The 19,920-nt window shown below is 52.5% G+C and carries 32 protein-coding genes; 30 read left to right on the top strand and 2 right to left on the bottom strand.

The features are described from left to right. Window positions 1–17 precede the first annotated feature (17 nt). The 30 genes from rplC (at window position 18) to AXF15_RS00890 (ending at window position 16,619) form a co-directional block, all read left to right on the top strand. Window positions 18–650, top strand: coding sequence for a 50S ribosomal protein L3 (rplC, locus tag AXF15_RS01025; protein WP_066602116.1), 633 nt, complete (start codon window positions 18–20; stop codon window positions 648–650). A gap of 11 nt (window positions 651–661) precedes the next feature. Then, window positions 662–1,282, top strand: coding sequence for a 50S ribosomal protein L4 (rplD, locus tag AXF15_RS01020; RefSeq protein ID WP_066608514.1), 621 nt, complete (start codon window positions 662–664; stop codon window positions 1,280–1,282). Continuing rightward, window positions 1,282–1,572: a 50S ribosomal protein L23 gene (gene rplW, locus AXF15_RS01015; protein WP_066602113.1), complete on the top strand. Its 291-nt coding sequence runs from the start codon at window positions 1,282–1,284 to the stop codon at window positions 1,570–1,572. The genes rplD and rplW overlap by 1 nt, the downstream gene beginning before the upstream one ends. A 2-nt stretch (window positions 1,573–1,574) precedes the next feature. Then, window positions 1,575–2,405, top strand: a complete 831-nt coding sequence (gene rplB, locus AXF15_RS01010) for a 50S ribosomal protein L2 (protein WP_066602111.1) — start codon at window positions 1,575–1,577, stop codon at window positions 2,403–2,405. A gap of 8 nt (window positions 2,406–2,413) precedes the next feature. Continuing rightward, window positions 2,414–2,683 (top strand): 30S ribosomal protein S19, encoded by a 270-nt coding sequence (rpsS, locus tag AXF15_RS01005; RefSeq protein ID WP_066602108.1) that lies wholly within the window; start codon window positions 2,414–2,416, stop codon window positions 2,681–2,683. Between the two features lie 21 nt (window positions 2,684–2,704). Then, on the top strand, window positions 2,705–3,037 hold the full coding sequence (gene rplV, locus AXF15_RS01000) for a 50S ribosomal protein L22 (RefSeq protein WP_066602105.1): 333 nt from the start codon (window positions 2,705–2,707) through the stop codon (window positions 3,035–3,037). A gap of 12 nt (window positions 3,038–3,049) precedes the next feature. Beyond that, on the top strand, window positions 3,050–3,688 hold the full coding sequence (gene rpsC / locus AXF15_RS00995) for a 30S ribosomal protein S3 (RefSeq protein ID WP_066602102.1): 639 nt from the start codon (window positions 3,050–3,052) through the stop codon (window positions 3,686–3,688). Continuing rightward, on the top strand, window positions 3,688–4,095 hold the full coding sequence (gene rplP / locus AXF15_RS00990; RefSeq protein WP_066602100.1) for a 50S ribosomal protein L16: 408 nt from the start codon (window positions 3,688–3,690) through the stop codon (window positions 4,093–4,095). Before rpsC ends, rplP begins: the two co-directional genes overlap by 1 nt. A gap of 6 nt (window positions 4,096–4,101) precedes the next feature. Beyond that, a complete protein-coding gene (rpmC, locus tag AXF15_RS00985) occupies window positions 4,102–4,305 on the top strand; it encodes a 50S ribosomal protein L29 (protein ID WP_066602097.1) in 204 nt (67 codons plus the stop codon). After that, window positions 4,298–4,564 (top strand): 30S ribosomal protein S17, encoded by a 267-nt coding sequence (gene rpsQ, locus AXF15_RS00980; RefSeq protein ID WP_066602095.1) that lies wholly within the window; start codon window positions 4,298–4,300, stop codon window positions 4,562–4,564. Before rpmC ends, rpsQ begins: the two co-directional genes overlap by 8 nt. A 12-nt stretch (window positions 4,565–4,576) precedes the next feature. Next, window positions 4,577–4,945, top strand: coding sequence for a 50S ribosomal protein L14 (rplN, locus tag AXF15_RS00975; RefSeq protein WP_066602093.1), 369 nt, complete (start codon window positions 4,577–4,579; stop codon window positions 4,943–4,945). 3 nt (window positions 4,946–4,948) lie between these two features. Beyond that, window positions 4,949–5,278 carry a 50S ribosomal protein L24 gene (gene rplX, locus AXF15_RS00970; protein WP_066602090.1) on the top strand — a complete coding sequence of 110 codons (330 nt, stop codon included), beginning with the start codon at window positions 4,949–4,951 and terminating at the stop codon, window positions 5,276–5,278. 9 nt (window positions 5,279–5,287) lie between these two features. Continuing rightward, window positions 5,288–5,827, top strand: coding sequence for a 50S ribosomal protein L5 (rplE, locus tag AXF15_RS00965; RefSeq protein ID WP_066602087.1), 540 nt, complete (start codon window positions 5,288–5,290; stop codon window positions 5,825–5,827). Window positions 5,828–5,840: 13 nt separating this feature from the next. Further along, window positions 5,841–6,026: a type Z 30S ribosomal protein S14 gene (locus tag AXF15_RS13190; RefSeq protein ID WP_083517779.1), complete on the top strand. Its 186-nt coding sequence runs from the start codon at window positions 5,841–5,843 to the stop codon at window positions 6,024–6,026. Between the two features lie 14 nt (window positions 6,027–6,040). Beyond that, entirely contained in the window at window positions 6,041–6,424 is a 384-nt protein-coding gene (gene rpsH / locus AXF15_RS00960; protein WP_066602085.1) for a 30S ribosomal protein S8, read from the top strand. 9 nt (window positions 6,425–6,433) lie between these two features. After that, window positions 6,434–6,973: a 50S ribosomal protein L6 gene (gene rplF / locus AXF15_RS00955; RefSeq protein WP_066602082.1), complete on the top strand. Its 540-nt coding sequence runs from the start codon at window positions 6,434–6,436 to the stop codon at window positions 6,971–6,973. An 8-nt stretch (window positions 6,974–6,981) separates the two neighbouring features. After that, a complete protein-coding gene (gene rplR, locus AXF15_RS13905; protein ID WP_066602074.1) occupies window positions 6,982–7,329 on the top strand; it encodes a 50S ribosomal protein L18 in 348 nt (115 codons plus the stop codon). A 12-nt stretch (window positions 7,330–7,341) separates the two neighbouring features. Continuing rightward, a complete protein-coding gene (rpsE, locus tag AXF15_RS13900; RefSeq protein ID WP_066602071.1) occupies window positions 7,342–7,833 on the top strand; it encodes a 30S ribosomal protein S5 in 492 nt (163 codons plus the stop codon). A gap of 9 nt (window positions 7,834–7,842) precedes the next feature. Next, window positions 7,843–8,016: a 50S ribosomal protein L30 gene (rpmD, locus tag AXF15_RS00940; protein ID WP_211259021.1), complete on the top strand. Its 174-nt coding sequence runs from the start codon at window positions 7,843–7,845 to the stop codon at window positions 8,014–8,016. Further along, window positions 8,013–8,459, top strand: a complete 447-nt coding sequence (rplO, locus tag AXF15_RS00935) for a 50S ribosomal protein L15 (RefSeq protein ID WP_066602067.1) — start codon at window positions 8,013–8,015, stop codon at window positions 8,457–8,459. The genes rpmD and rplO overlap by 4 nt, the downstream gene beginning before the upstream one ends. A 35-nt stretch (window positions 8,460–8,494) precedes the next feature. After that, window positions 8,495–9,778 (top strand): preprotein translocase subunit SecY, encoded by a 1,284-nt coding sequence (gene secY / locus AXF15_RS00930; protein ID WP_236884842.1) that lies wholly within the window; start codon window positions 8,495–8,497, stop codon window positions 9,776–9,778. Window positions 9,779–10,097: 319 nt separating this feature from the next. Further along, window positions 10,098–10,211: a 50S ribosomal protein L36 gene (rpmJ, locus tag AXF15_RS13180; protein WP_083517778.1), complete on the top strand. Its 114-nt coding sequence runs from the start codon at window positions 10,098–10,100 to the stop codon at window positions 10,209–10,211. Window positions 10,212–10,227: 16 nt separating this feature from the next. Next, window positions 10,228–10,599 carry a 30S ribosomal protein S13 gene (gene rpsM / locus AXF15_RS00925; RefSeq protein WP_066602064.1) on the top strand — a complete coding sequence of 124 codons (372 nt, stop codon included), beginning with the start codon at window positions 10,228–10,230 and terminating at the stop codon, window positions 10,597–10,599. A 16-nt stretch (window positions 10,600–10,615) separates the two neighbouring features. After that, a complete protein-coding gene (gene rpsK, locus AXF15_RS00920; protein ID WP_066602063.1) occupies window positions 10,616–11,005 on the top strand; it encodes a 30S ribosomal protein S11 in 390 nt (129 codons plus the stop codon). Between the two features lie 12 nt (window positions 11,006–11,017). Next, the gene (gene rpsD / locus AXF15_RS00915) at window positions 11,018–11,644 is read left to right on the top strand and encodes a 30S ribosomal protein S4 (RefSeq protein ID WP_066602061.1); all 627 of its coding nucleotides are present in this window, start codon (window positions 11,018–11,020) and stop codon (window positions 11,642–11,644) included. Window positions 11,645–11,656: 12 nt separating this feature from the next. Further along, the gene (locus AXF15_RS00910) at window positions 11,657–12,703 is read left to right on the top strand and encodes a DNA-directed RNA polymerase subunit alpha (protein WP_066602057.1); all 1,047 of its coding nucleotides are present in this window, start codon (window positions 11,657–11,659) and stop codon (window positions 12,701–12,703) included. After that, window positions 12,693–13,106, top strand: coding sequence for a 50S ribosomal protein L17 (gene rplQ, locus AXF15_RS00905; protein ID WP_066602054.1), 414 nt, complete (start codon window positions 12,693–12,695; stop codon window positions 13,104–13,106). The genes AXF15_RS00910 and rplQ overlap by 11 nt, the downstream gene beginning before the upstream one ends. Window positions 13,107–13,186: 80 nt before the next feature. Beyond that, window positions 13,187–14,098 (top strand): selenium metabolism-associated LysR family transcriptional regulator, encoded by a 912-nt coding sequence (locus AXF15_RS00900; RefSeq protein ID WP_066602053.1) that lies wholly within the window; start codon window positions 13,187–13,189, stop codon window positions 14,096–14,098. Next, on the top strand, window positions 14,095–15,141 hold the full coding sequence (gene selD, locus AXF15_RS00895; RefSeq protein WP_083517777.1) for a selenide, water dikinase SelD: 1,047 nt from the start codon (window positions 14,095–14,097) through the stop codon (window positions 15,139–15,141). Before AXF15_RS00900 ends, selD begins: the two co-directional genes overlap by 4 nt. Further along, window positions 15,036–16,619, top strand: coding sequence for an ASKHA domain-containing protein (locus AXF15_RS00890; RefSeq protein ID WP_083517776.1), 1,584 nt, complete (start codon window positions 15,036–15,038; stop codon window positions 16,617–16,619). The genes selD and AXF15_RS00890 overlap by 106 nt, the downstream gene beginning before the upstream one ends. Window positions 16,620–16,868: 249 nt before the next feature. Here AXF15_RS00890 and AXF15_RS00885 read toward each other — a convergent pair whose 3' ends face one another. Next, window positions 16,869–17,252, bottom strand: a complete 384-nt coding sequence (locus AXF15_RS00885) for a hypothetical protein (RefSeq protein WP_066602047.1) — start codon at window positions 17,250–17,252, stop codon at window positions 16,869–16,871. A 261-nt stretch (window positions 17,253–17,513) separates the two neighbouring features. Next, window positions 17,514–19,874: a tetratricopeptide repeat protein gene (locus AXF15_RS00880; protein WP_066602044.1), complete on the bottom strand. Its 2,361-nt coding sequence runs from the start codon at window positions 19,872–19,874 to the stop codon at window positions 17,514–17,516. Window positions 19,875–19,920 lie beyond the last annotated feature (46 nt).

The raw sequence follows: 19,920 nt of genomic DNA, 5'->3' as shown, positions 1-19,920 counted from the left end.
GAATATCGAGGACGAACATGAAGAATACATTGGGGCTTGTAGGGCGCAAGATCGGCATGACGCGTATTTTCGGGGCCGACGGAAGCGTTATCCCCGTTACTGTGATACAGGCCGGGCCTTGTCCTGTAGTGGACAAGAAAGTGGAGGCTCGCGATGGTTATGCGGCTCTTCAGGTGGGGTTTGAAGAAATTCCGGCGCATCGTCTGACCAAGCCCGAGCAGGGCCATCAGCAAAAGGCAAATTGCGGCTTTTACAGAATGCTGAAGGAGTTCCGCTTGGGAAGTGTCGAAGAATATGAAGTGGGGCAGAAGTTGACTGTCGAGATGTTCGCTCCCGGCGAGAAAGTGCGGGTTACCGGCACATCCAAAGGCCGCGGCTTTGCCGGTGTCATGAGACGTTGGAACTTCGGCGGCGCTCCGGCCACCCACGGACACGAGAAAGTGCACAGAAAGCCCGGCTCCATCGGTCAGTGCGCTTGGCCGAGCAAAGTTTTCAAGGGCAAGAAATTGCCCGGCCAGCTTGGGAACAAGACCGCGACCATGCCGAATATCGAGATCGTGGATGTGCGTCCGGAGGACAATGTGGTGCTGGTCCGTGGTCAGATCCCGGGACCGAGGCAGGGGATCGTTATCCTCCGCAAGCTGAAGTAAAGAGGGCGATGATGGCAAACGTGAAAATATACGATCAGAACAGGCAGGAAGTGGGAGAAATTGCTCTGGCGGATGAGATTTTTCAGGTCGAAGTGCAGCCTGAAATACTGCACCTCGCGGTTCGTTCCCACTTGGCCAAATTGCGTTCGGGTACGGTTGGCGTCAAAAACAGGGCGCTGATCCGTGGCGGCGGTAAGAAACCTTGGCGCCAGAAAGGGACGGGCCGTGCTCGTGCCGGCTCCAGCCGTTCTCCTCTGTGGCGCAGTGGTGCCATTGTGCACGGCCCGAGGGCGAGAGATTACAGCTTCAAAATCAATAAACAGGTTCGCAAGCTGGCTCTGAAGATGGCTCTTTCTTCCCGTTTTACTGCGGAAAACATGCTTGTGGTGGATAAACTGAGCTTCGATCAGATTAAGACCAGAGACTTTGTTGCTTGCAAGGAAAAACTGGGATTAAAAAATGCCTTGATTGTCGTGGCCGAAAAGGATAAGGACCTTGCTCTTTCGGCCAGAAATGTTCCTGGCGTACTCGTTTTGGATCCGCAGTCGATCAATGTTTATGAGATTCTTAAGTACCAGCAGATGGTTCTTGACAAGGGTGCTGTCGAATCCTTGCAGGAGAGGTTGAGATAATGGAAAACGCGCAGGTTTTGCTTAGGCCGCTGATTTCAGAAAAAACCACGGGGATGAAGGCTCTGGGGAATCAGGTGGCTTTCTGCGTTCACGCCTCCGCCAACAAGATCGATGTGCAGCATGCTGTCGAGAGGATTTTTGGTGTGAAGGTCGTGGCTGTCAACATTGTCAGATATCGCCCCCGGCAGAGAAAAAAATTCGGCCGGACTGTCGGTAGGATCAGCGGTTGCAAGAAGGCTTATGTCTCTCTTGCCCCCGGCGACAAGATCGATTTTTTTGAAGGGGTATAGTCATGTCAATCAGGAAACTGAAACCCACATCAGCGGGTCGTAGAGCTCAGACAGTCCTGAGTTTTGACGAGATTACCCGCTCCGTGCCGGAAAAATCTTTGACCAAGGGATTGGCTAAAAAAAGCGGCCGAAACCATTTTGGTCGGATTACCTCTCGCCGCAGGGGGGGGGGCAATAAGACTCTCTACCGTTTGATTGATTTCAAGCGGAGCAAGCTCGATATCCCGGCCAAAGTGGCCACTATCGAATACGATCCCAACCGGAGCGCGCGTATCGCTCTTTTGCATTATGCCGATGGAGAGAAACGCTACATCATCTGCCCTGTGGGGATCAGTGTCGGGGATCAGATCCTGGCTGGCGAAAAGGCCGATATCAAGCCTGGGAATGCGTTGCCTTTGGTACGTATTCCATTGGGTACGCTGGTGCACAACATTGAACTCTATCCTGGTCGCGGTGGACAGCTGGTCCGCTCTGCCGGCTCCTATGCTCAGGTTATCGCCAAAGAAGATAAATACGCTCTCCTCAGGCTGCCCTCCGGTGAGGTCCGTAAGGTGTTAGCCATGAATATGGCCACGGTGGGACAGGTCGGGAATATCGAGCACGAGAATGTCTCCATAGGCAAGGCCGGAAGAAATCGCTGGCTCGGCAAGCGTCCGCAGGTTCGCGGTGTGGCGATGAACCCAGTGGATCATCCGTTGGGTGGCGGCGAAGGCAGAAGCTCCGGCGGGCGTCATCCTGTGACGCCATGGGGTAAGCCTACTAAGGGATACAAGACCCGCGCCCCGAAGAAGGCGTCCTCCAAGTTAATCGTCAAACGCCGTGGTAGTAAGTAGGAGTTTCTATGCCTAGGTCTCTGAAAAAAGGTCCATTTGTGGACGACCATCTGCTCAAGAAGGTGGAGAAATCCAATGCGGAAAGAAGCCGTCAGGTGATCAAAACTTGGTCACGCCGCTCCACCATCATTCCGGAGATGGTGGGTCTGACCTTTGCCGTCCACAATGGGAAGAAATTTATCCCCGTTTTTGTGTCCGAGAACATGGTTGGCCACAAGCTCGGTGAGTTCGCTCCTACCAGGACGTATTTTGGCCACGCTGCTGATAAGAAGAAGTAGTCAGGAAGAGAAGAGATTATCATGGAAGCACGATCTGTCGCCAAATTCATACGTCTCTCGCCTCAGAAGGCCAGGCTGGTCGCCCGGAATGTGACTGGAAAGCCTGTGGAGGACGCTCTGAATATCCTAAAATTCACGCCCAAAAAAGCTGCTCGGTTGATTGAAAAGGTGCTGACAACCGCCATCGCGGATGCAGAGCACAACAACAAGCTTGATGTGGACAGACTCTATGTAAAGGAAGTCCGTATAGACGGCGGGCCGAGCTGGAAGCGTATCCAGTCGAGAGCCATGGGCCGCGCATACAGAATAATCAAGCGAACCAGCCACATCACTGTGGTTGTCGATGAACTCTAGGAGGGCAGTGCTTTGGGTCATAAAGTTCATCCTTACGGCTTTCGTCTGGGATATAACAAAAATTGGAAGTCCCGCTGGTTCAGCGACAAAAAATACGCCGAATATGTTTTCGAGGACAGCAAGCTTCGGAACTATGTGAAAGAAAAACTGTTTCATGCTGGCATTTCCAAAATCGAAATTGAAAGAGCCGCAGACAAAATTCGCCTCATCCTTTTCACCGCGCGTCCCGGTATTGTTATCGGACGCAAGGGCGCGGAAATTGAGAAGTTGCGCGCTGAATTGAAAGCTAAGTTCGGTCGTGAATTTGTCATTGAGGTGAACGAGATTCGTCGTCCTGAAACAGATGCGCAACTGGTAGCTGAGTCTATTGCTCAGCAGCTTGAACGCAGGGTCGCCTTTCGTAGAGCCATCAAGAAAACTTTGGGGATGGCCCAGAAATTTGGCGCACAGGGCATCAAGGTGCAGTGTGGAGGCCGTTTGGGCGGAGCTGAAATCGCGCGTACTGAATGGGCGCGTGAAGGACGTGTGCCGCTACATACTCTGCGCGCTGATATCGATTACGGTGTGGCCCTTGCGAAAACCACATATGGCATCATCGGTATCAAGGTCTGGGTTTTCAAGGGCGAGATTTTGAGCGAGGTGGATAACTGATGCTGAGCCCCAGAAAGGTTAAATTCCGGAAGCAGCAGAAGGGCCGTGTGCGTGGTCTTGCACAGCGTGCCACGACGGTCGCTTTCGGTGAGGTCGGGTTGAAGGCTGTGGAGAGTGGAAAGATCACCTCGCAGCAAATAGAGGCCGCTCGTATCGCCATGATGCGTCATATCAAGCGCGGCGGAAAAGTGTTTATCCGCATCTTTCCGGACAAAACCATCACGGCCAAGCCCCTGGAAGTCCGGCAAGGTAAAGGCAAAGGCGCCCCTGTTGGTTGGTGCGCTCCGGTTCAGAGAGGCCGAATGATATACGAAATCAAAGGCGTGGACGTTGAGCTGGCCAAAGAAGCTCTGCAGAGAGCTGCCTATAAGCTGCCTGTCAAGACTATCATAGTCGAAAAGGAGTAGGACGGAATGAACGCTCAGCAGTTACGTGATCTGGATTCCGGAAAACTCCAGGAAAAGCTCGCTGAATTCCGGCAGGAACTTATGAATCTTCGTTTTCAACACGCCACGGCCCAGCTTGAAAATACGCAGAGAGTGCCGCTGGTGAAGAAGTCCATTGCCCGGATTTTGACGATATTGAAAGAGAAGGACATGGAGACAGGTGATGAGTAACAGCGGAAAAGCATCAAACAAGAGAACTCTTGTTGGCTTCGTGGTCAGCGATAAAAACGACAAGACCATTGTCGTCCGCGTTGAAACACTGGTCAAGCATCCTGTTCTGAAGAAGTACATCCGCCGCAGAAAGAAGTTTATGGCTCATGATCCCAATAATGAATGCCATATTGGGGATAAGGTTCAGATTGTCGAGCATCGCCCGCTTTCCGCGCGCAAGAACTGGCATCTGATGAAAATCATCGAAAGAGCGTTGTAAAGGGGTGGTGCAATGATTCAAATGCAGACGACTTTGGATGTCGCAGACAACTCCGGAGCCAAGAAGGTTGCCTGCATCAAGGTGCTGGGCGGAAGCAAGAGGCGTTATGCCCGGATCGGAGACATCATCATGGTCTCCGTGAAGGAAGCGATCCCCCATGGCAAAGTCAAAAAAGGCGATGTCCTCCAGGCAGTAGTTGTCAGGACCACAAAGGAAATCGGCCGACCTGATGGAACGTTTATCCGTTTCGACAATAATTCCGCAGTACTGCTGAATAAGAATCTTGAACCCATGGGGACGCGTATTTTTGGGCCTGTGGCCCGGGAACTGCGGGGCAAGAACTTCATGAAGATCGTATCTCTAGCCCCTGAGGTGTTGTAAGTCATGTCTACTCACGCCTGGAAAATTCATAAAGATGACAAGGTGATAGTCCTTGCCGGAAAGGACAAGGGCAAGATCGGAAAAGTCATCAAAGTGCTCCGCAGCAAAAATCAGGTTATCGTTGAGAAAACCAATATGGTGAAGAAGCACACGAAGCCCAATCCCTACGCGAATCAGCCTGGGGGCATTGTGGAAAAGGAAATGCCTCTGGATATCTCCAATGTGCAGTTCGTGTGCAGCGCTTGCTCCAAGCCCACCCGTCTGGGCTTCAAGATCACCGATGACAACAAGAAAGTTCGTTATTGCAAAAAATGCAATGAAACGATCAGTTAAGGTACTGCAATGAGTAGTCTCAAAAGGCTCTACAAAGATAAAGTCGCTCCCGAGCTGTCCAAGGAATTCGGCTATTCTTCCGTGATGCAGATTCCACGGATTACATATGTCTCATTGAATATGGGACTTGGTGAGGGCAGCCAGAATAATAAGATCATTCAGGATTCTGTACGCGATTTGTCTCTGATTGCCGGGCAGAGGGCGGTTGTAACCCGAGCGAAGAAATCCATTGCCGCCTTCAAGTTGCGTGAAGGAATGCCCGTGGGCTGCCGGGTATCGCTTCGGGGAGACGCCATGTGGAACTTTCTGGAGAAGTTCATCACCATCGCTTTGCCCAGAGTCCGCGACTTTCGGGGAATTCCTGACCGCGGTTTCGACGGGCGCGGCAACTACACCGTTGGAATCAAAGAGCATACGATTTTTCCCGAGATAGAAATGGACAAAATTGAGAAGGCTGTCGGCATGAATATTTCCGTCATCACGACCGCCCGGACCGACAAAGAGGGCAAGATGCTCTTGAAGCTTCTTGGGATGCCCTTCAAGAAGTAAGGAGGACGGTAAGTTGACTCGTACATCTTTGATGGTCAAGGCTCAGCGGAAGCCAAAGTTTTCCACCCGGAAATACAACAGATGTCCGATCTGCGGTCGGCCTCGGGCATTCATGCGTAAGTTCGGGGTATGCAGAATTTGTTTCAGAAACATGGCCCTTGCGGGAGAACTGCCAGGCGTAAGAAAATCAAGCTGGTGATGAGGTAATTACTTATGTCTGTCACTGATCCTATCGCAGATTTGTTGACTAGAATTCGCAATGCGTATGGTGCAATGCACTCCACGGTTACTGTTTCGCCCAGTCGGATGCGCGAAGCTCTTTTGCACATTCTTGATGAGGAAGGATATATTTCCGGATTCTCCAAAGATGGCGACAATATCGTGGTGGACTTGAAATACCATGAAAACAAGGCGGTTGTCGCCGGGCTTAAACGTGTCAGCAAGCCGGGCCGCCGTATTTATGTCGGCGTCAAGAGTATTCCTTCCGTCCAGAACGGGTTGGGTATTTGCATCCTGTCCACTTCCAGAGGAATTCTTGAAGGAAAAAAGGCTGCGGAAATTGGCGTTGGCGGCGAACTTCTTTGTGAGATTTGGTAGGAGGCCGCAATGTCTCGAGTTGGTAAGTTGCCAATAAGCATCCCGGCTGGGGTTGAAGTGAAAATCGGTGGAGAGGGTATTGTGGTCAAGGGACCTAAAGGTTCGTTGAACTTGGCTGTCCATCCGTCTACTCCTGTTACGCTTGAAAACAATGCTCTTATGGTGAGCTTGTCTGATGATACGCGCGTCGCACGTCAGCAGCATGGACTACGCAGAACCCTGCTGGCCAATGCTGTTCTAGGGGTGACCAAGGGTTTTGACAAAGTGCTTGAAGTCGTCGGCGTGGGATACAAGGTAAATGTTCAGGGAAATACGGTGGTCTTGAATATCGGTTTTTCCCATCCGGTGAATTTTGTCTTGCCCGCTGGTGTACAGGCCAAGGTGGAGGGCAATAAGATCATTCTTTCCGGTTGCGATAAGCAGCTGGTGGGAGAGGTTGCGGCCCAGATTCGACGGGTGCGTCCTCCTGAGCCGTACAAAGGGAAAGGGATCAAGTATGCTGACGAATTCATCCGTCGGAAGGCCGGAAAATCCGGTGGCAAGAAGTAGGGTGTGCTATGAAAATATCCAGGGATGATGCCCGCAAAAAGCGTAAGGCGAGAATCCGGAAGAAAGTCAATGGAACAGCCGTCAGGCCCAGATTGGTGGTTTTCCGTTCCAACAAGCATATTTACGCGCAGATCATAGACGATCAGGCTGGCGTTACCTTGGCGTCGGCATCCACCAAGAGTATTGAGGGCCTTCATCTTACGGTGGATAATGCGAAGCTTGTCGGGAAGAAGGTAGCCGAAGAAGCCTTGAAGAAAAATATTTCGGCTGTGGTTTTCGACCGTAATGGGTTCGTATATCATGGGCGAGTAAAGGCCTTGGCTGAGGGCGCCCGGGAAGGCGGTTTAAATTTTTAATCGGGGACACTCATGCAGCAGAATGATTTTGAACTCATTGAGAAGATAGTCCATCTCAATCGCGTCGCCAAAGTTGTGAAGGGTGGCCGTCGATTCAGCTTCAGCGCCTTGGTCGTGGTCGGAGACGGCAGAGGAACGGTAGGGTTTGGGTTGGGAAAGGCCAACCAGGTTCCGGATGCCATCAAGAAAGCCACGGATCGCGCCCGTAAGGATATGCGGAAGGTAGAGCTGCTGGAGGGTACTATCCCATATGAAGTCATCGGGAATTTTGGTGCGGGTCATGTGCTGTTGAAGCCTGCCTCTGCCGGAACCGGGATCATTGCGGGTGGTCCTGTGCGTGCTGTCATGGAGGCCGCAGGTGTCCATGACATTCTGACAAAGGCTATCGGTACCAACAATCCTCATAATGTACTCCGGGCCACATTTGCCGGTCTGCGCTCTCTGCGCAGTGCAGAGCATGTGGGGAAACTGAGAGGCAAATCTCTCTTGGTCAAGAGAAAGTAGGTTATGATGATGATCAAGATAAAGCTTGTGCGGAGTGTGATCACACAAAATCCCGCGCAGCAGAAAACCGTCAAGGCGTTGGGATTCAGCAAAGTCAATCAGATCCGGACCGTTCCCGATAACGACTGCATCCGGGGTATGATAAGAAAAGTGCATCATCTTGTTGAGGTGGTTGAAGCATGAACCTGCATGAACTTTATCCATATCCTGAAGAACGCTCCAAAGTGAAGCGGGTGGGCCGTGGTACGGCTTCCGGACAAGGTGGTACGTCCGGGAAAGGGCACAAGGGACAGAACGCCCGCGCCGGCGGGGGCGTTCCCGCATGGTTTGAGGGGGGGCAGATGCTGTTGTACAGGCGTCTGCCCAAGAGGGGCTTTAAGAATCCTTTCCGCGTTGTCTATCAGGTCATCAACCTTGGGGAACTGTTTGAGAAGTTTGCTGACCAAGCCGAAGTGACGGTGGAGGATCTTTATGCCGCGGGCATGGTCTCAGCCGACAGGCCGATCAAGATCCTGGGCGATGGAGTCGCGACGAAACCCCTGAAGATAACAGCGCATAAATTCAGCAAACAGGCTGCCGAGAAGATTGCCGCAGCTGGCGGTGAAGCCATTTCCATTGAAGGATGAAATCTGTGAGCATACCTAAAGGTGTAAATGTCGGCATGTCGGAGCTGAAGCGCAAGTTCTTATGGACTTTTCTGCTTTTGGCCGTCTACCGGGTTGGAGTCCATTTGCCTATCCCCGGCGTGAACGGCAGTGCTTTGGCGGACTTTTTCGCCAATGCCAAGAATACGCTTTTCGGGCTGTTCGACATGTTTTCCGGCGGTGGATTGATGAATCTCTCCATCTTCGCTCTGGGTATCATGCCGTATATTTCGGCCTCTATTATTTTGCAGCTTCTCACGGTCGTCAGCCCTGAGCTCAAAAGACTGAGTAAAGAAGAAGGTGCTGCGGGCAGGAAGAAAATCACGCAATATACCCGCTACGGAACAGTGCTTATCGCCCTTGTACAGGGCCTTGGCATCGCGGTGGGCGTAGAGAGTATGTCGAGCCCCACGGGAGCGCCTGTTGTCTATGCCCCCGGATGGGCCTTTCGGCTGGTGACGGTGTTGACGCTCACTGCGGGTACGGTCTTTGTGATGTGGCTTGGAGAAAAGATTACGGAGCGCGGCATTGGTAATGGAATTAGCCTGATTATTTGTGCGGGTATCGTTGCCGGTCTGCCGAGCGGTATTGGAAAGTCCTATCGTCTGTTTGCGGCAGGCGATGTCTCGCTTTTCATCATTTTGTTCATAGTTATTTTAATGGCCGCTGTGCTGGTGGGCATTGTTTATATGGAGCGGGCTCAGCGCAGAATCCCCATTCATTATGCCAAGCGTATGGTTGGGCGGAAAATGTATGGAGGGCAAACCAGCCATCTGCCTCTGCGTATCAATACCGCAGGAGTCATCCCTCCCATCTTTGCATCATCGATTTTAATGTTTCCCGCCACTGTCGCCAACTTTTCCCAGGCAGAATTCCTGAGTGGCATGGCAAATTATTTCAGGCCCGATTCAGTATTATATAACCTTTGCTTTGTGGGCCTGATAGTGTTCTTCTGTTTTTTCTATACTGCTATTGTCTTTGATCCCAAGGATATTGCTGAAAATTTGAAAAAACAGGGTGCTTTCGTGCCAGGTATACGTCCTGGTTTTAAAACCAATGAGTACATCGACAGTGTCTTGACCCGTTTGACTTTGTGGGGAGCCTTGTATATCTCCGGCGTCTGCGTTTTGCCGATGATTCTCATGCTGCAATTCAATACGCCTTTTTATTATGGCGGTACATCGCTTCTTATCGTGGTGGGAGTATCCATGGACACTATGTCTCAGGTGCAGTCCCATTTGATTTCTGGAAGATATGACGGGCTTTTGGCCAAAGCCAGGATAAAAGGCAGACGGGATTGAGGAAAAATGCAGAGGCGTCTTTCTGGAAAATGATCAGAGAAGGATTGCCGTTCTCAGGCAGGCAAATCAGATAGTGGCACTTCTTCATGAAGTCGGACAGCTGTAAAGCTTGGGCTCAGAACCATTGAACTGGAAGAGAAGGGCTTGACCTCCAGTATGGGGTTGGTCCCGCATCCATAAGGGTATTAGACTTTTTGTCTTTTGCTGTATGGAAGGTTGTTCAGTCCACTTTGAGCATTCAGCAGACATGTCTAATCAAGGGTTACCCTCAGTCAGTTGGTCAATGGTTGATCAGTCATAGATAATTTTGGGAGATGCAATGAAAGTCAGACCTTCGGTTCGCAGGATTTGTCCGAAATGCAAGGTGATCAAGCGCAAAGGCGTGCTTAGAGTCATTTGCGAGAATACACGGCATAAACAGAGACAGGGCTAAGGATAGGGGGAAAATTGTGGCAAGATTAGTTGGCGTTGATTTGCCGAGAAACAAAAGGCTCGATATCGCATTGACATACATCTATGGCATTGGTCGGCCTACCGCTCTCAAAATCCTTGATGCCACGGGTATAGACTGGACGAAAAACAGCGATGACCTCAGTGCTGAAGATATAAATTCCCTGCGCAAGGAGTTGGAAGCGCATTACAAGGTCGAGGGCGATTTGCGCCGTGAAGTCGTAGCCAATATCAAGCGTCTGATGGATATCGGCTGCTACAGGGGCCTGAGGCACCGCCGCGGGCTGCCTTGCCGTGGTCAGCGTACCCATACTAATGCCCGGACGCGCAAGGGGCCACGCAGGGCCATTGTAGGTAAGAAGAAAAAGTAACCCGGCGGAGTGAAAAATGGCCAGACCTCAGAGAGTCATTAAGAAAAAGGAAAAGAGAAATATCCCGACGGGTATTGCTCATGTGAATAGCACGTTCAATAATACTATCATCACTTTTACAGATCCCACAGGAAATGTGGTTAGCTGGGCCAGCTCAGGGGCTTCGGGCTTCAAAGGATCGCGGAAAAATACGCCCTTTGCCGCTCAAAAAGCCGCAGAGACCGCCGCGCGTAAGGCTATGGACTGTGGTATGCGGACTGTCGGAATTTTCGTGAAAGGGCCGGGTTCCGGACGGGAGTCCGCCATGCGGGCCATCAATGCTGTGGGTATGAGGGTGACCTTTATTCGGGACGTGACGCCCATTCCACATAACGGATGCCGTCCGCCCAAGCGGCGCAGAGTATAGGGGGAGAGTACCTTGGCTAGATATATTGGAGCAAAATGTCGGATTTGCCGCAGAGAAGGCGGAAAGCTTTTTCTGAAGGGTGACAGATGCTATACGGACAAATGTGCTTTTGAGCGCAGGGCCTACGCCCCAGGTGACCATGGCAAGGCGCGTAAGAAGCCGAGTGACTACGCACTGCAGCTGCGTGAGAAACAGAAAGTGCGGAAAATGTATGGAATTCTGGAAGGGCAGTTTCGTCGTTATTTTGAGGAAGCTGACCGCCGCAAGGGTGTGACTGGCACCGTGCTGCTCACCCTGCTTGAGACGCGGGCGGACAACGTGGCCTATAAGCTAGGTTTTGCCAATTCCCGTAACCAGGCCAGACAGATGGTTCGGCATGGTCTTTTCCTGCTGAATGGTCGTCGGATCAGTGTCCCTTCCATCCAGATGAAACCCGGAGATGTGCTGGAAGTTCGTGACCGGACCAAAAAGAATCTGGTCATCAACGAGGCTCTTGAAGTAGTGGCCCGGCGCGGTGTGCCTTCATGGCTTGAAATTGATGCTCCCAACATGAAAGGAACGGTTAAGGCCCTGCCCACCAGAGAAGATATCACTTTCCCCATGACCGAGCAGTTGATTGTCGAACTCTACTCCAAATAACAGGCGGTAAACATGACTTCTACGTATAGCGGAGACAGTAAGGTTTACGTCCGGAATTGGGCAGAGTTGGTGCGTCCAGAGCAGCTTGTACGTGATTCGAAGTCTTCGGATATGTATGGGCGGTTTGTTTGCGAGCCTTTGGAACGCGGGTTTGGCACGACAATCGGCAATGCATTACGTCGCGTACTGCTTTCTTCTTTGCAGGGCGCAGCTCCTGTTTCAGTGAAGATTCAGGGAATACAGCACGAGTTCACGACTATCCCCGGAGTGAACGAGGATGTGACGGATATCGTGTTGAACTTGAAGCAGTTGCGGGTGGCTATGAATACGCCGGAGCCACAGAAGGTTCAGCTGATCGCCAACGCCAAGGGCGTTGTCACTGCTGCGGCCATTATGGAGAACCAGCATATCCGCATTTTGAACCCGGAACTGCACATTGCGACGCTTTCCGAGGATATTGATCTCGTCATGGATCTCGAATTCCGGATGGGCAAAGGATATGTGCCGGCCGAGATGCATGAAGAGCTGGACAATGAGATTGGCGTTATAACTCTTGACTCCAGTTTTTCTCCGATCCGCAAGGTGGCTTATGCTGTCGAGCAGGCCCGTGTGGGCCAGATGACCAACTACGATAAACTGATCATGGAAGTCTGGACTGACGGTTCTGTTTCTCCTGAAGATGCTTTGGCTTACAGTGCTAAAATTCTGAAAGATCAATTGTCGGTTTTCATCAATTTTGATGAAGGTTCGGCAGATATAGAAAAGGCCAAATCCAAGCCGCAGGACAAAATCAACGAAAATCTTTTTAAGAATATTGAAGACTTGGAGCTGCCTGTCCGTGCGAGTAATTGCCTGAAAAGCGCCGGTATCCATATTGTCGGAGAACTGGTCCAGAAGACGGAAGCCGATTTGCTCAAGACAAAGAATTTTGGGCGGAAGTCTCTGGAAGATATTCGCCGGGTCCTTGAAAGTATGGGATTGGATTTCGGGATCAGGGTCGATGGTTTCAACGAATTGTATCAGGACTGGTTAAAGAGGAACGAAGAAGATGAGGCATAGAAAATCCGGCCGAAAGCTGGGCCGTGCGTGGGACCATCGTAAGGCCATGATGAAGAATATGGCCCGTTCTCTGGTGGAGTATGAGCAGATTCGCACCACCGAGGCCAAGGCCAAAGAATTGAGCATCTTCGCCGATAAATTGGTGACTATGGCCCTTGAGGATTCCTTGCATGCACGCAGGCAGGCATATGCCGTTCTGGGCAGTCACCACAGTGTAAAGAAACTGTTTGAGGAGATTGGCCCCAGATTCAAGACAATTTCCGGTGGATACACCCGGGTGGTCAAGTTTGGCCTACCCCGGGTAGGCGACGGTGCCCCCATGGCCATGATCGAATTTACTCAGCGCGACGCGGCTGAACCTGTGGTGGAAGCCGGTGGAGCCGAATCTCAGACTGAGAAATAGATGAGAAATAAATGAGGCAGCTGCGGCTGCCTTTTTTTGTTTTGAAAGATTGATTTTTTCTATTTGAAGGATTTGAAAATATGGATATTCGGAAGCTGGAGGCCTTTGCCAGGGTTTTTGAATATTGCAGTTTTTCCAAAGCCGGAAAGGCTCTCTATCTCTCCCAGCCGACTATCAGTGCTCATGTGGCTGCTTTGGAGCAGGAGCTTGGAGCTGTTCTTTTTGACCGGATCGGACGTATGGTCGTACCCACCAAGGCTGGTGAGGTACTTTACGCCCACGCTGTAAAAATTTTTGAGATATCCAGTGGAGCCATTTCAGAGATCCATTACCTGCAGGAGCGGGTTACAGGACGCCTCGAGCTCGGTGGCAGCACTATCCCCGCCAACTACATTTTGCCGGCGCACCTAGCCCGATTCTGGAAGCAGTATCCTGATGTGATTCTGGATTTGCGAATTGGTGATTCAGAGGAAATTGTGGCCCAGATGCAGGAAGGAAGATTGATGCTGGGCGTAGTGGGCGGTATATTCGGCGGCCCGGAACTGGAATATGTCCCGTTGGTGCGGGACAGATTGGCCTTGGTCATGGTCCCTGTGCTGCGTGACAAATACGCAGATGGAGATGCCGCATCCATGGTGCGGAAACTGCCTTGGGTCATGCGAGAAGAGGGATCAGGAACAAGGGCCGCCATGGATACAGCTCTGGGGCATTTGGGGCTGGAGGCGAGGGCGCTGCATGTGAGTATTATGGTACGTAACGCCGGAGCCATGGCCCGTTGTCTTGAGGAAGGCATGGGCGCAGGCATTACTTCTGTCGTTACCGTGCGGGATGCACTGTGCTCCGGACGTCTTGTCGCGGTCGATCTGCCCGGTCTGCGAATGGAGCGCTCATTTTACGCAGTTTTTCATAAAAAACGTTCTCTTTTTCCGGCTGCGGCCAAGTTGATTGAATTTCTGCAGGCAAACCTCAAACCTACCGAGGATATTTCATGAATACTGTGCCATTGGTGCAGAGCGTATCCGCTGCAGGGTGAGCGTCCAAATTGTCTCCAGGGGACCTGGAGCAGGCGCTCTCCGTGCTCGAAGCTCATGCGGATCCGAGAATTCTGACAGGACTGGGTAATGCCGAGGATGCCGCTGTGGTGTGTTTTCCCCCCGGGAAGGCATTGGTCCAGACCATCGATTTCCTGACGCCGGTGGTCAATGATCCATTTCGTTTCGGCCAGATCGCGGCGGCGAATGCCCTGTCAGATGTTTATGCCATGGGCGGGGAGCCTTATGCGGTGATGAATGTGGTTTGTTTCCCGGCTGGTTCTATGGATGGATGCGTACTACGGGAGATTCTTCGGGGGGGGCTGCTCAAAGTGCGTGAGTCTGGGGCTATGTTAGTGGGAGGGCACAGCGTACAGGACCGCGAGATCAAGTATGGCTTGTCTGTTTCCGGCCTCGTGGACCCGGACGGTTTTGCCACCAACTCGGGCTTGCGGCCCGGCGATCGGCTGGTTCTGACCAAGCCCGTCGGGTCGGGAGTGCTGGCTACGGCCGTGAAGGCCCAGTGGCGGGGTGCGGATGGATACGAGGAAGAGATCTTCCGCTGGGCCGCGCGGCTGAATCGGATCCCCGGCGAGGCCATCACTCGTTTTGGACTGCGGGCGGCCACGGATGTGACGGGCTTCGGTCTTGGAGGGCATCTGTTGGAAATGCTCCGGGCTTCAGATTGCTCAGCACGGCTGCATGTAGCTGATGTGCCGGTCATGTCAGGAGCTCTGGAATTGGCCACGCAGGGCCTTGTGCCTCAGGGGAGTCATTCTAATCGTGGCTTTTGCCAGGCCGAGACAGAGGTCTCCGATGGCATGGATGCCATGGCGGTGGATATTGTCTTCGATGCTCAGACTTCCGGGGGGTTGCTGCTCGGTGTGCCGGAGGAGAAATGTCCGTCGTTGCTGGCTTGGCTGCACGAGCAGGGCGAACTGGCTGTGGTCGTGGGACAGGCCGAGGCCATGTGTCCTGGAGTAAAGCGCCTCCTGTTGTGCTGATTGTCGAAATTTTTCAGGAAAGCCGACGGCAGGTTGTACACGTGCAAAAAGGCGCGCTGCTGTTGCATGTGCTTTTTGAAAGTGGTGTCACCGCAAGTCAGGCGTTGTGCGCTGGAGCTGGTCTGTGTGGCAGGTGTCGGGTCCGGTTTCTGGATGCCGCTCCGTCTCCCATGCCGGAGGAGCAAGCCCGGCTTTCAGATGATGAACTGGCCTCCGGCTGGCGTCTGGCTTGTAAGCATGTCCTGCTCGTGTCCTGTCGGATTGAGGTCTTTGCGGCAGTCCCTCGTCCGGTTCATGCCGTTTCAGGCAGCAGCTTGGCCGTGGATCTGGGGACAACCCGGATCAAGTGGGCCGTTTCGGGCGACAGACTGGAGCACTCGCTGGTCAATCCACAGATGGGAGCGGGCAGCGAGATTATGTCCCGACTGCGTTATGCTTTGGGCTCGGAACGCGGTGCCGCCGTTCTGCGTGAGTCTGTCCTTTCCGTCCTGACGGCACTGGTGCGGGAAACGGGCGCGTTATCCTTAGCGGTGGCTGGAAACAGCGTCATGACTGCTCTGCTCGTGGGCGCTCCTCTGCATACTTTGGCCTTTGCCCCATACTCTCTCCCCTTGCGCGGCGGCCGGGTGTTTTCTTTGGATAACCGTCTGCCCGATACTTACATTCCGCCTCTCCTAGCTCCATTTGTGGGCGGGGATGTCAGTGCAGGACTGGCCACTCTGCGTCATGCGCCTCGACCCTTTCTTCTGGCGGATCTGGGCACCAATGGTGAATTTGTATTGGCATTGGATGACTCGCGTTTCCTGGTGACCAGCGTACCTATGGGGCCGGCCATCGAAGGAGTGGGATTGTGTTGTGGCTCCATGGCCGGTCCTCGGGTGCTGACCCGGATTGGCGTCGGGCCGGATGGTTTGTTCTGGCAGGCGGAAGAGCCCGTGGAGGGCATTTCCGGGTCGGGATATGCTTCCCTGCTGGCCTCATTGCTGCGTGTGGGTTTGCTGGCTGCCGATGGACATTTCCAGAACGGAGTCATGCCTCTGGCCCGTAAGATTTTTTCTGGGGTGCGTCAGTTCCGCGAAGGCCGGGTACTTATGATTACGGAACAGGTTTATCTGGCTGAACGGGACATCGAGGAGTTCCTAAAAGTTAAGGCCGGGGTCAACTGTGCTGTCAATACGTTACTCGGCAGGGCCGGGCTGCGTACGGAAGATTTGAATGGTGTGTACCTGGCTGGTGCCTTGGGCGAATATATTGATGCGGCGGACCTGTGCCGCTTGGGATTTTTTCCGGAGACTGCACGAGAGGTCATCCGGCTTGCAGGTAATACATCGCTTGCAGGGGCGTTGCTGGCTCTGGAAAATGAGGGCGTACGGAATTGGTTGGCAGAGCTCCCGGAACGGGTTGCAGTGGAAAGTCTGGTGGAGCACGATGGTTTTGCTGATGATTTTGTGCGAGCCATGCGTTTTGAATGGGTCTAACTGTGATATTTACTCCACTTTCGCGAGTTACTTCTTCATGTTATCCTTGCCATTATGCGGATGAATTAAAAAAGGCATGGAAGAATTTCTTCCATACCTTTAAAAAAGATTTGAGTGGCCCCGCCCTTAGTTAGGCATTCAGATTCCGACGGCGGAGGCCTATCAGGCCAAGAAATCCTGCACCAAGGAAGAGCGCCGCTCCAGGCAAAGGTACTGGTTTTGCTCCTGCGAGAATACCAGTATAGCCTCCTATACCGCTAGTGTGGCCCGTAGAGCCAGAAAATAATCGCCAGCTAATAGATTAGTATTTTTCGTTAAAGAAGCTCCCGTTACTTCGAAAATTTTTTCCAAACTATCTTTTTTGTATAGATAGGCAGTAAAATTCTCTATCGAACTTACACCAGGAAACTGCAATGTAATTGCAGAAATGTTGAACATGGATTCGGGAAGAGTGAAGGTGTATTTATGGTAAAAATCGCCTGCCATAAGGTCCATCTTCCCGAATTGCGTCGGGGTATTAAGGGCAATAGCCCCAAAGTTTTTCTCGTAATTAGGGGTAGCAGTCGGATCAAAGGCAAAGGCATTCGTGCAGAAAAGCACTAAACATGCTGCTAGCAATAAAAATTTTTTCATTCCACACCTCATTTAAAATTATGGGTTTGCAATAAACTTCTTAAAAGTAAGCAAAATGTAGTCCATATTTTCAATATATTGAAAACAATGATCTATTCAATTTGTCGCAAAGGTTGAAAATAATTTTCTTTCTGATGGATATTTTTTCAAGGTAACTCATTGAGATAAGGACCCCTGCAGTTTGATTTGAATCTTGTTTTTCAGGACAGCATGTATTGCAGTCCGGATTTTGCGGACAAATGGGGTGGGAGTCTTATGAGGTCAGAGTTTTTCCATCAGTTTCCTGGCAGCTTCAGCCTCAGGGAAGTCTTTCTTTTTGTCGAGAGTCTGTTTCAGTAGAGCCTTGGCGTCTTCGGTGTGTCCTTTGTCTGCCAGCACCTGGGCCAAATGATAGGTCACGGTGGGCTCTGCGGGGAGCAGTCGGTGAACTTGTTCCAATATTTCCAGAGCGCTATCCCTATCTCCCAAGCGGTAATGGACCCAAGCTAGGGTATCCTGAGACACCGGGTCGCCGTTGGAGCTGGCTTTGCTGGCCAGAGCCAATGCTTCGGACAGCTGCTCCGGCGTGGGTGTTTCGAGTGAGACCAGAAGATAGGCCAGATTGTTGGCTACGGGCAGTAATTCCAGCCGGCGGCTCAGAAGATCGCGATAGATTTTCTCGGCCTGTGATTTCTCTCCGCTCAATTGCAGGAGCTGCCCCAGAAGCAATGCTTCGGCAACGGACTCCGGGTTGCGTTCCAGCGCCGCCCGGCATTCGGCCTCAGCGGCATCTCTGCGCCCAATGGACGCATAAAGTCCGGCCAATCGGGCGGGCGGTACAGTCCAGTCCGGGGCGCGGCGCTGGGCTTCGCGGAAGGCTTTTTCAGCCATATCCATATTTTTCAGACTGAAGGCTGTTCTTCCAAAGAGGTCCGCCGCGAGAGGATCTCCCGGGCGAGACTCGGCTCTGACCCGGGAGCGCTCCAGAGCCTTGCCGGAATGACCTTCATCCAAGTCCAGAGCGACGAGGGCTTCGACGGCCCCATGGGCATCAGGCTTATCTTTCAACAGCTCCATGAAAGTCATCCGGGCTGCAGACTTGTTCCCTCTTTCCATTTGCAGAGACCCCAGACGCAATAGTGGGACCTCTACATCGTTGCCTTCTGCTGCGGCCTGCCGAAAATACTTCTCGGCCTCGCCAAAGCGTTCCCTGGAGATTTCTATATCGCCCATCCCCACGAGCAACTGGAGCGTATTGCCGTGCGCCAATCCGTCCCGCAGTATGTTCAGAGCCATCTCTGGTTGTTGGCCATGATAATGGGCCGCCAGCTCCATGCGTACAGGTACGGAATCAGGTTTTTTGGTCAGGAAAGAACGTAACTCTTCCACGCCGGAAAGTGTGTTATTTTGGGCGAAATGGGCGCGAGCCATGAGTATGGTTAACTCTTCGTTCTCCGGCGAGTCGCGCAGGGCAATACGTAGTTCACTGATAGCTTCTCCGGTTTGCCCTAGCAGCATGAAAAGCCTCCCCCGCAACGCATGTGCCCGGGCATTAGCGGGATCCTGCCGTAGAACCTCATCCGTTTGAGCTAGGCTCTCTTTCCGGTATCCTTGCAGGAGTTTGATCTCGGCGAGCTTCAGACGCGCATCGATGCTGGAGAGGCCAGCTGAAGGGTCCTCGGCCAAGGCGAGCAGAACCTGTTGAGCCTCACCTATTCTGCCAGCACGCGCATGGACTGCGGCTTCGCCCAGGCGGAGCTTGGGCGTGATCCCTTGTGGTGCCTCCGAGAGCAGGACTAATGCGTCTTCAGCCTTGCCAACGCGAGCCAGATGTTCGGCCAACCGCAGGCGGGTTTCTTCCGATGTCGGTTCCATGTGTAGCAGATCGCGTAATATGCCTTCCGCCTTGGGCAGGTCTTTCATCTGCTCGTACAGTCCGGCCAGAAGCATCAGGATGCCGCGTTTGTCGGGAGAAAGTTCTTTAAGCCTCAGTAAATGCTTTTCCGCGATCTCCATCTTGCCATTGCCCATAGCCAGATTAGCGGCGCGGAAATGAAGGACCTGGCTTTCGGGGCGGGCAATGAGCGCCTGGTCGATTACAGCCAGGGCTTCGTCAGGTCGTCCCTGTGCGTCGTGAAAAACCGAGAGTGCGATGTGCGCGTCATCATTGGTCGGATCAATGGCCAATATGTCTTTCAGCTTGGCTTGTGCCTCTTCAAAACGTTTGCTTTGCAGCAAGCCGCCGGTCTGCAGCAGGCTCCCATCCACAGATGTGGGATCAATCTGTAATATTTGCGCCGAGATTTCTTCAACTTTTCCTGTCTCGCCCGACATCAGATAGAGTCTGCCCACTCCCAGCAAGGCCTCGACGTTTTGGGGCTCCAGTTCCATAGCCCTCTGGAAGCCTCCGAAGGCTTCACGCCAGTTTTGCTCTTTAAGGGCGCAACGCGCCAGCAGCAGATAGGCCCCGGCATGGTTGGGGTCGAGTTTAAGCACATTTTTGGCCTGTATCCTGGCTTCCGCAGTGCGTCCTTCCTGCTCCAACTTTAAGCCATTCTGAAAGAAACTGTCTCTTCGGCTCTCTTTTGAGCCGCAGGCTGTGAGCATTATGGCCATCAATATCCAGCATAGCAGCATTCGCATATGAATCTCCTCGTAGGGTGTGGAGCGTATGTAAAAATATCGGCTT

The organism is Desulfomicrobium orale DSM 12838 (assembly GCF_001553625.1).
GTDB lineage: Bacteria > Desulfobacterota > Desulfovibrionia > Desulfovibrionales > Desulfomicrobiaceae > Desulfomicrobium > Desulfomicrobium orale.
The sequence above is the reverse complement of the archived record's forward strand: the minus strand, read 5'-3'. Positions and strand labels throughout refer to the sequence as shown.

Coding starts and splice junctions, on each gene's coding strand:
- rplC (WP_066602116.1), top strand. CDS start 18: ATGAAGAATACATTGGGGCTTGTAGGGCGCAAGATCGGCATGACGCGT.
- rplD (WP_066608514.1), top strand. CDS start 662: ATGGCAAACGTGAAAATATACGATCAGAACAGGCAGGAAGTGGGAGAA.
- rplW (WP_066602113.1), top strand. CDS start 1,282: ATGGAAAACGCGCAGGTTTTGCTTAGGCCGCTGATTTCAGAAAAAACC.
- rplB (WP_066602111.1), top strand. CDS start 1,575: ATGTCAATCAGGAAACTGAAACCCACATCAGCGGGTCGTAGAGCTCAG.
- rpsS (WP_066602108.1), top strand. CDS start 2,414: ATGCCTAGGTCTCTGAAAAAAGGTCCATTTGTGGACGACCATCTGCTC.
- rplV (WP_066602105.1), top strand. CDS start 2,705: ATGGAAGCACGATCTGTCGCCAAATTCATACGTCTCTCGCCTCAGAAG.
- rplP (WP_066602100.1), top strand. CDS start 3,688: ATGCTGAGCCCCAGAAAGGTTAAATTCCGGAAGCAGCAGAAGGGCCGT.
- rpmC (WP_066602097.1), top strand. CDS start 4,102: ATGAACGCTCAGCAGTTACGTGATCTGGATTCCGGAAAACTCCAGGAA.
- rpsQ (WP_066602095.1), top strand. CDS start 4,298: ATGAGTAACAGCGGAAAAGCATCAAACAAGAGAACTCTTGTTGGCTTC.
- rplN (WP_066602093.1), top strand. CDS start 4,577: ATGATTCAAATGCAGACGACTTTGGATGTCGCAGACAACTCCGGAGCC.
- rplX (WP_066602090.1), top strand. CDS start 4,949: ATGTCTACTCACGCCTGGAAAATTCATAAAGATGACAAGGTGATAGTC.
- rplE (WP_066602087.1), top strand. CDS start 5,288: ATGAGTAGTCTCAAAAGGCTCTACAAAGATAAAGTCGCTCCCGAGCTG.
- rpsH (WP_066602085.1), top strand. CDS start 6,041: ATGTCTGTCACTGATCCTATCGCAGATTTGTTGACTAGAATTCGCAAT.
- rplF (WP_066602082.1), top strand. CDS start 6,434: ATGTCTCGAGTTGGTAAGTTGCCAATAAGCATCCCGGCTGGGGTTGAA.
- rplR (WP_066602074.1), top strand. CDS start 6,982: ATGAAAATATCCAGGGATGATGCCCGCAAAAAGCGTAAGGCGAGAATC.
- rpsE (WP_066602071.1), top strand. CDS start 7,342: ATGCAGCAGAATGATTTTGAACTCATTGAGAAGATAGTCCATCTCAAT.
- rpmD (WP_211259021.1), top strand. CDS start 7,843: ATGATCAAGATAAAGCTTGTGCGGAGTGTGATCACACAAAATCCCGCG.
- rplO (WP_066602067.1), top strand. CDS start 8,013: ATGAACCTGCATGAACTTTATCCATATCCTGAAGAACGCTCCAAAGTG.
- secY (WP_236884842.1), top strand. CDS start 8,495: ATGTCGGAGCTGAAGCGCAAGTTCTTATGGACTTTTCTGCTTTTGGCC.
- rpmJ (WP_083517778.1), top strand. CDS start 10,098: ATGAAAGTCAGACCTTCGGTTCGCAGGATTTGTCCGAAATGCAAGGTG.
- rpsK (WP_066602063.1), top strand. CDS start 10,616: ATGGCCAGACCTCAGAGAGTCATTAAGAAAAAGGAAAAGAGAAATATC.
- AXF15_RS00910 (WP_066602057.1), top strand. CDS start 11,657: ATGACTTCTACGTATAGCGGAGACAGTAAGGTTTACGTCCGGAATTGG.
- rplQ (WP_066602054.1), top strand. CDS start 12,693: ATGAGGCATAGAAAATCCGGCCGAAAGCTGGGCCGTGCGTGGGACCAT.
- AXF15_RS00900 (WP_066602053.1), top strand. CDS start 13,187: ATGGATATTCGGAAGCTGGAGGCCTTTGCCAGGGTTTTTGAATATTGC.
- AXF15_RS00890 (WP_083517776.1), top strand. CDS start 15,036: ATGTCCGTCGTTGCTGGCTTGGCTGCACGAGCAGGGCGAACTGGCTGT.
- AXF15_RS00885 (WP_066602047.1), bottom strand. CDS start 17,252: ATGAAAAAATTTTTATTGCTAGCAGCATGTTTAGTGCTTTTCTGCACG.
- AXF15_RS00880 (WP_066602044.1), bottom strand. CDS start 19,874: ATGCGAATGCTGCTATGCTGGATATTGATGGCCATAATGCTCACAGCC.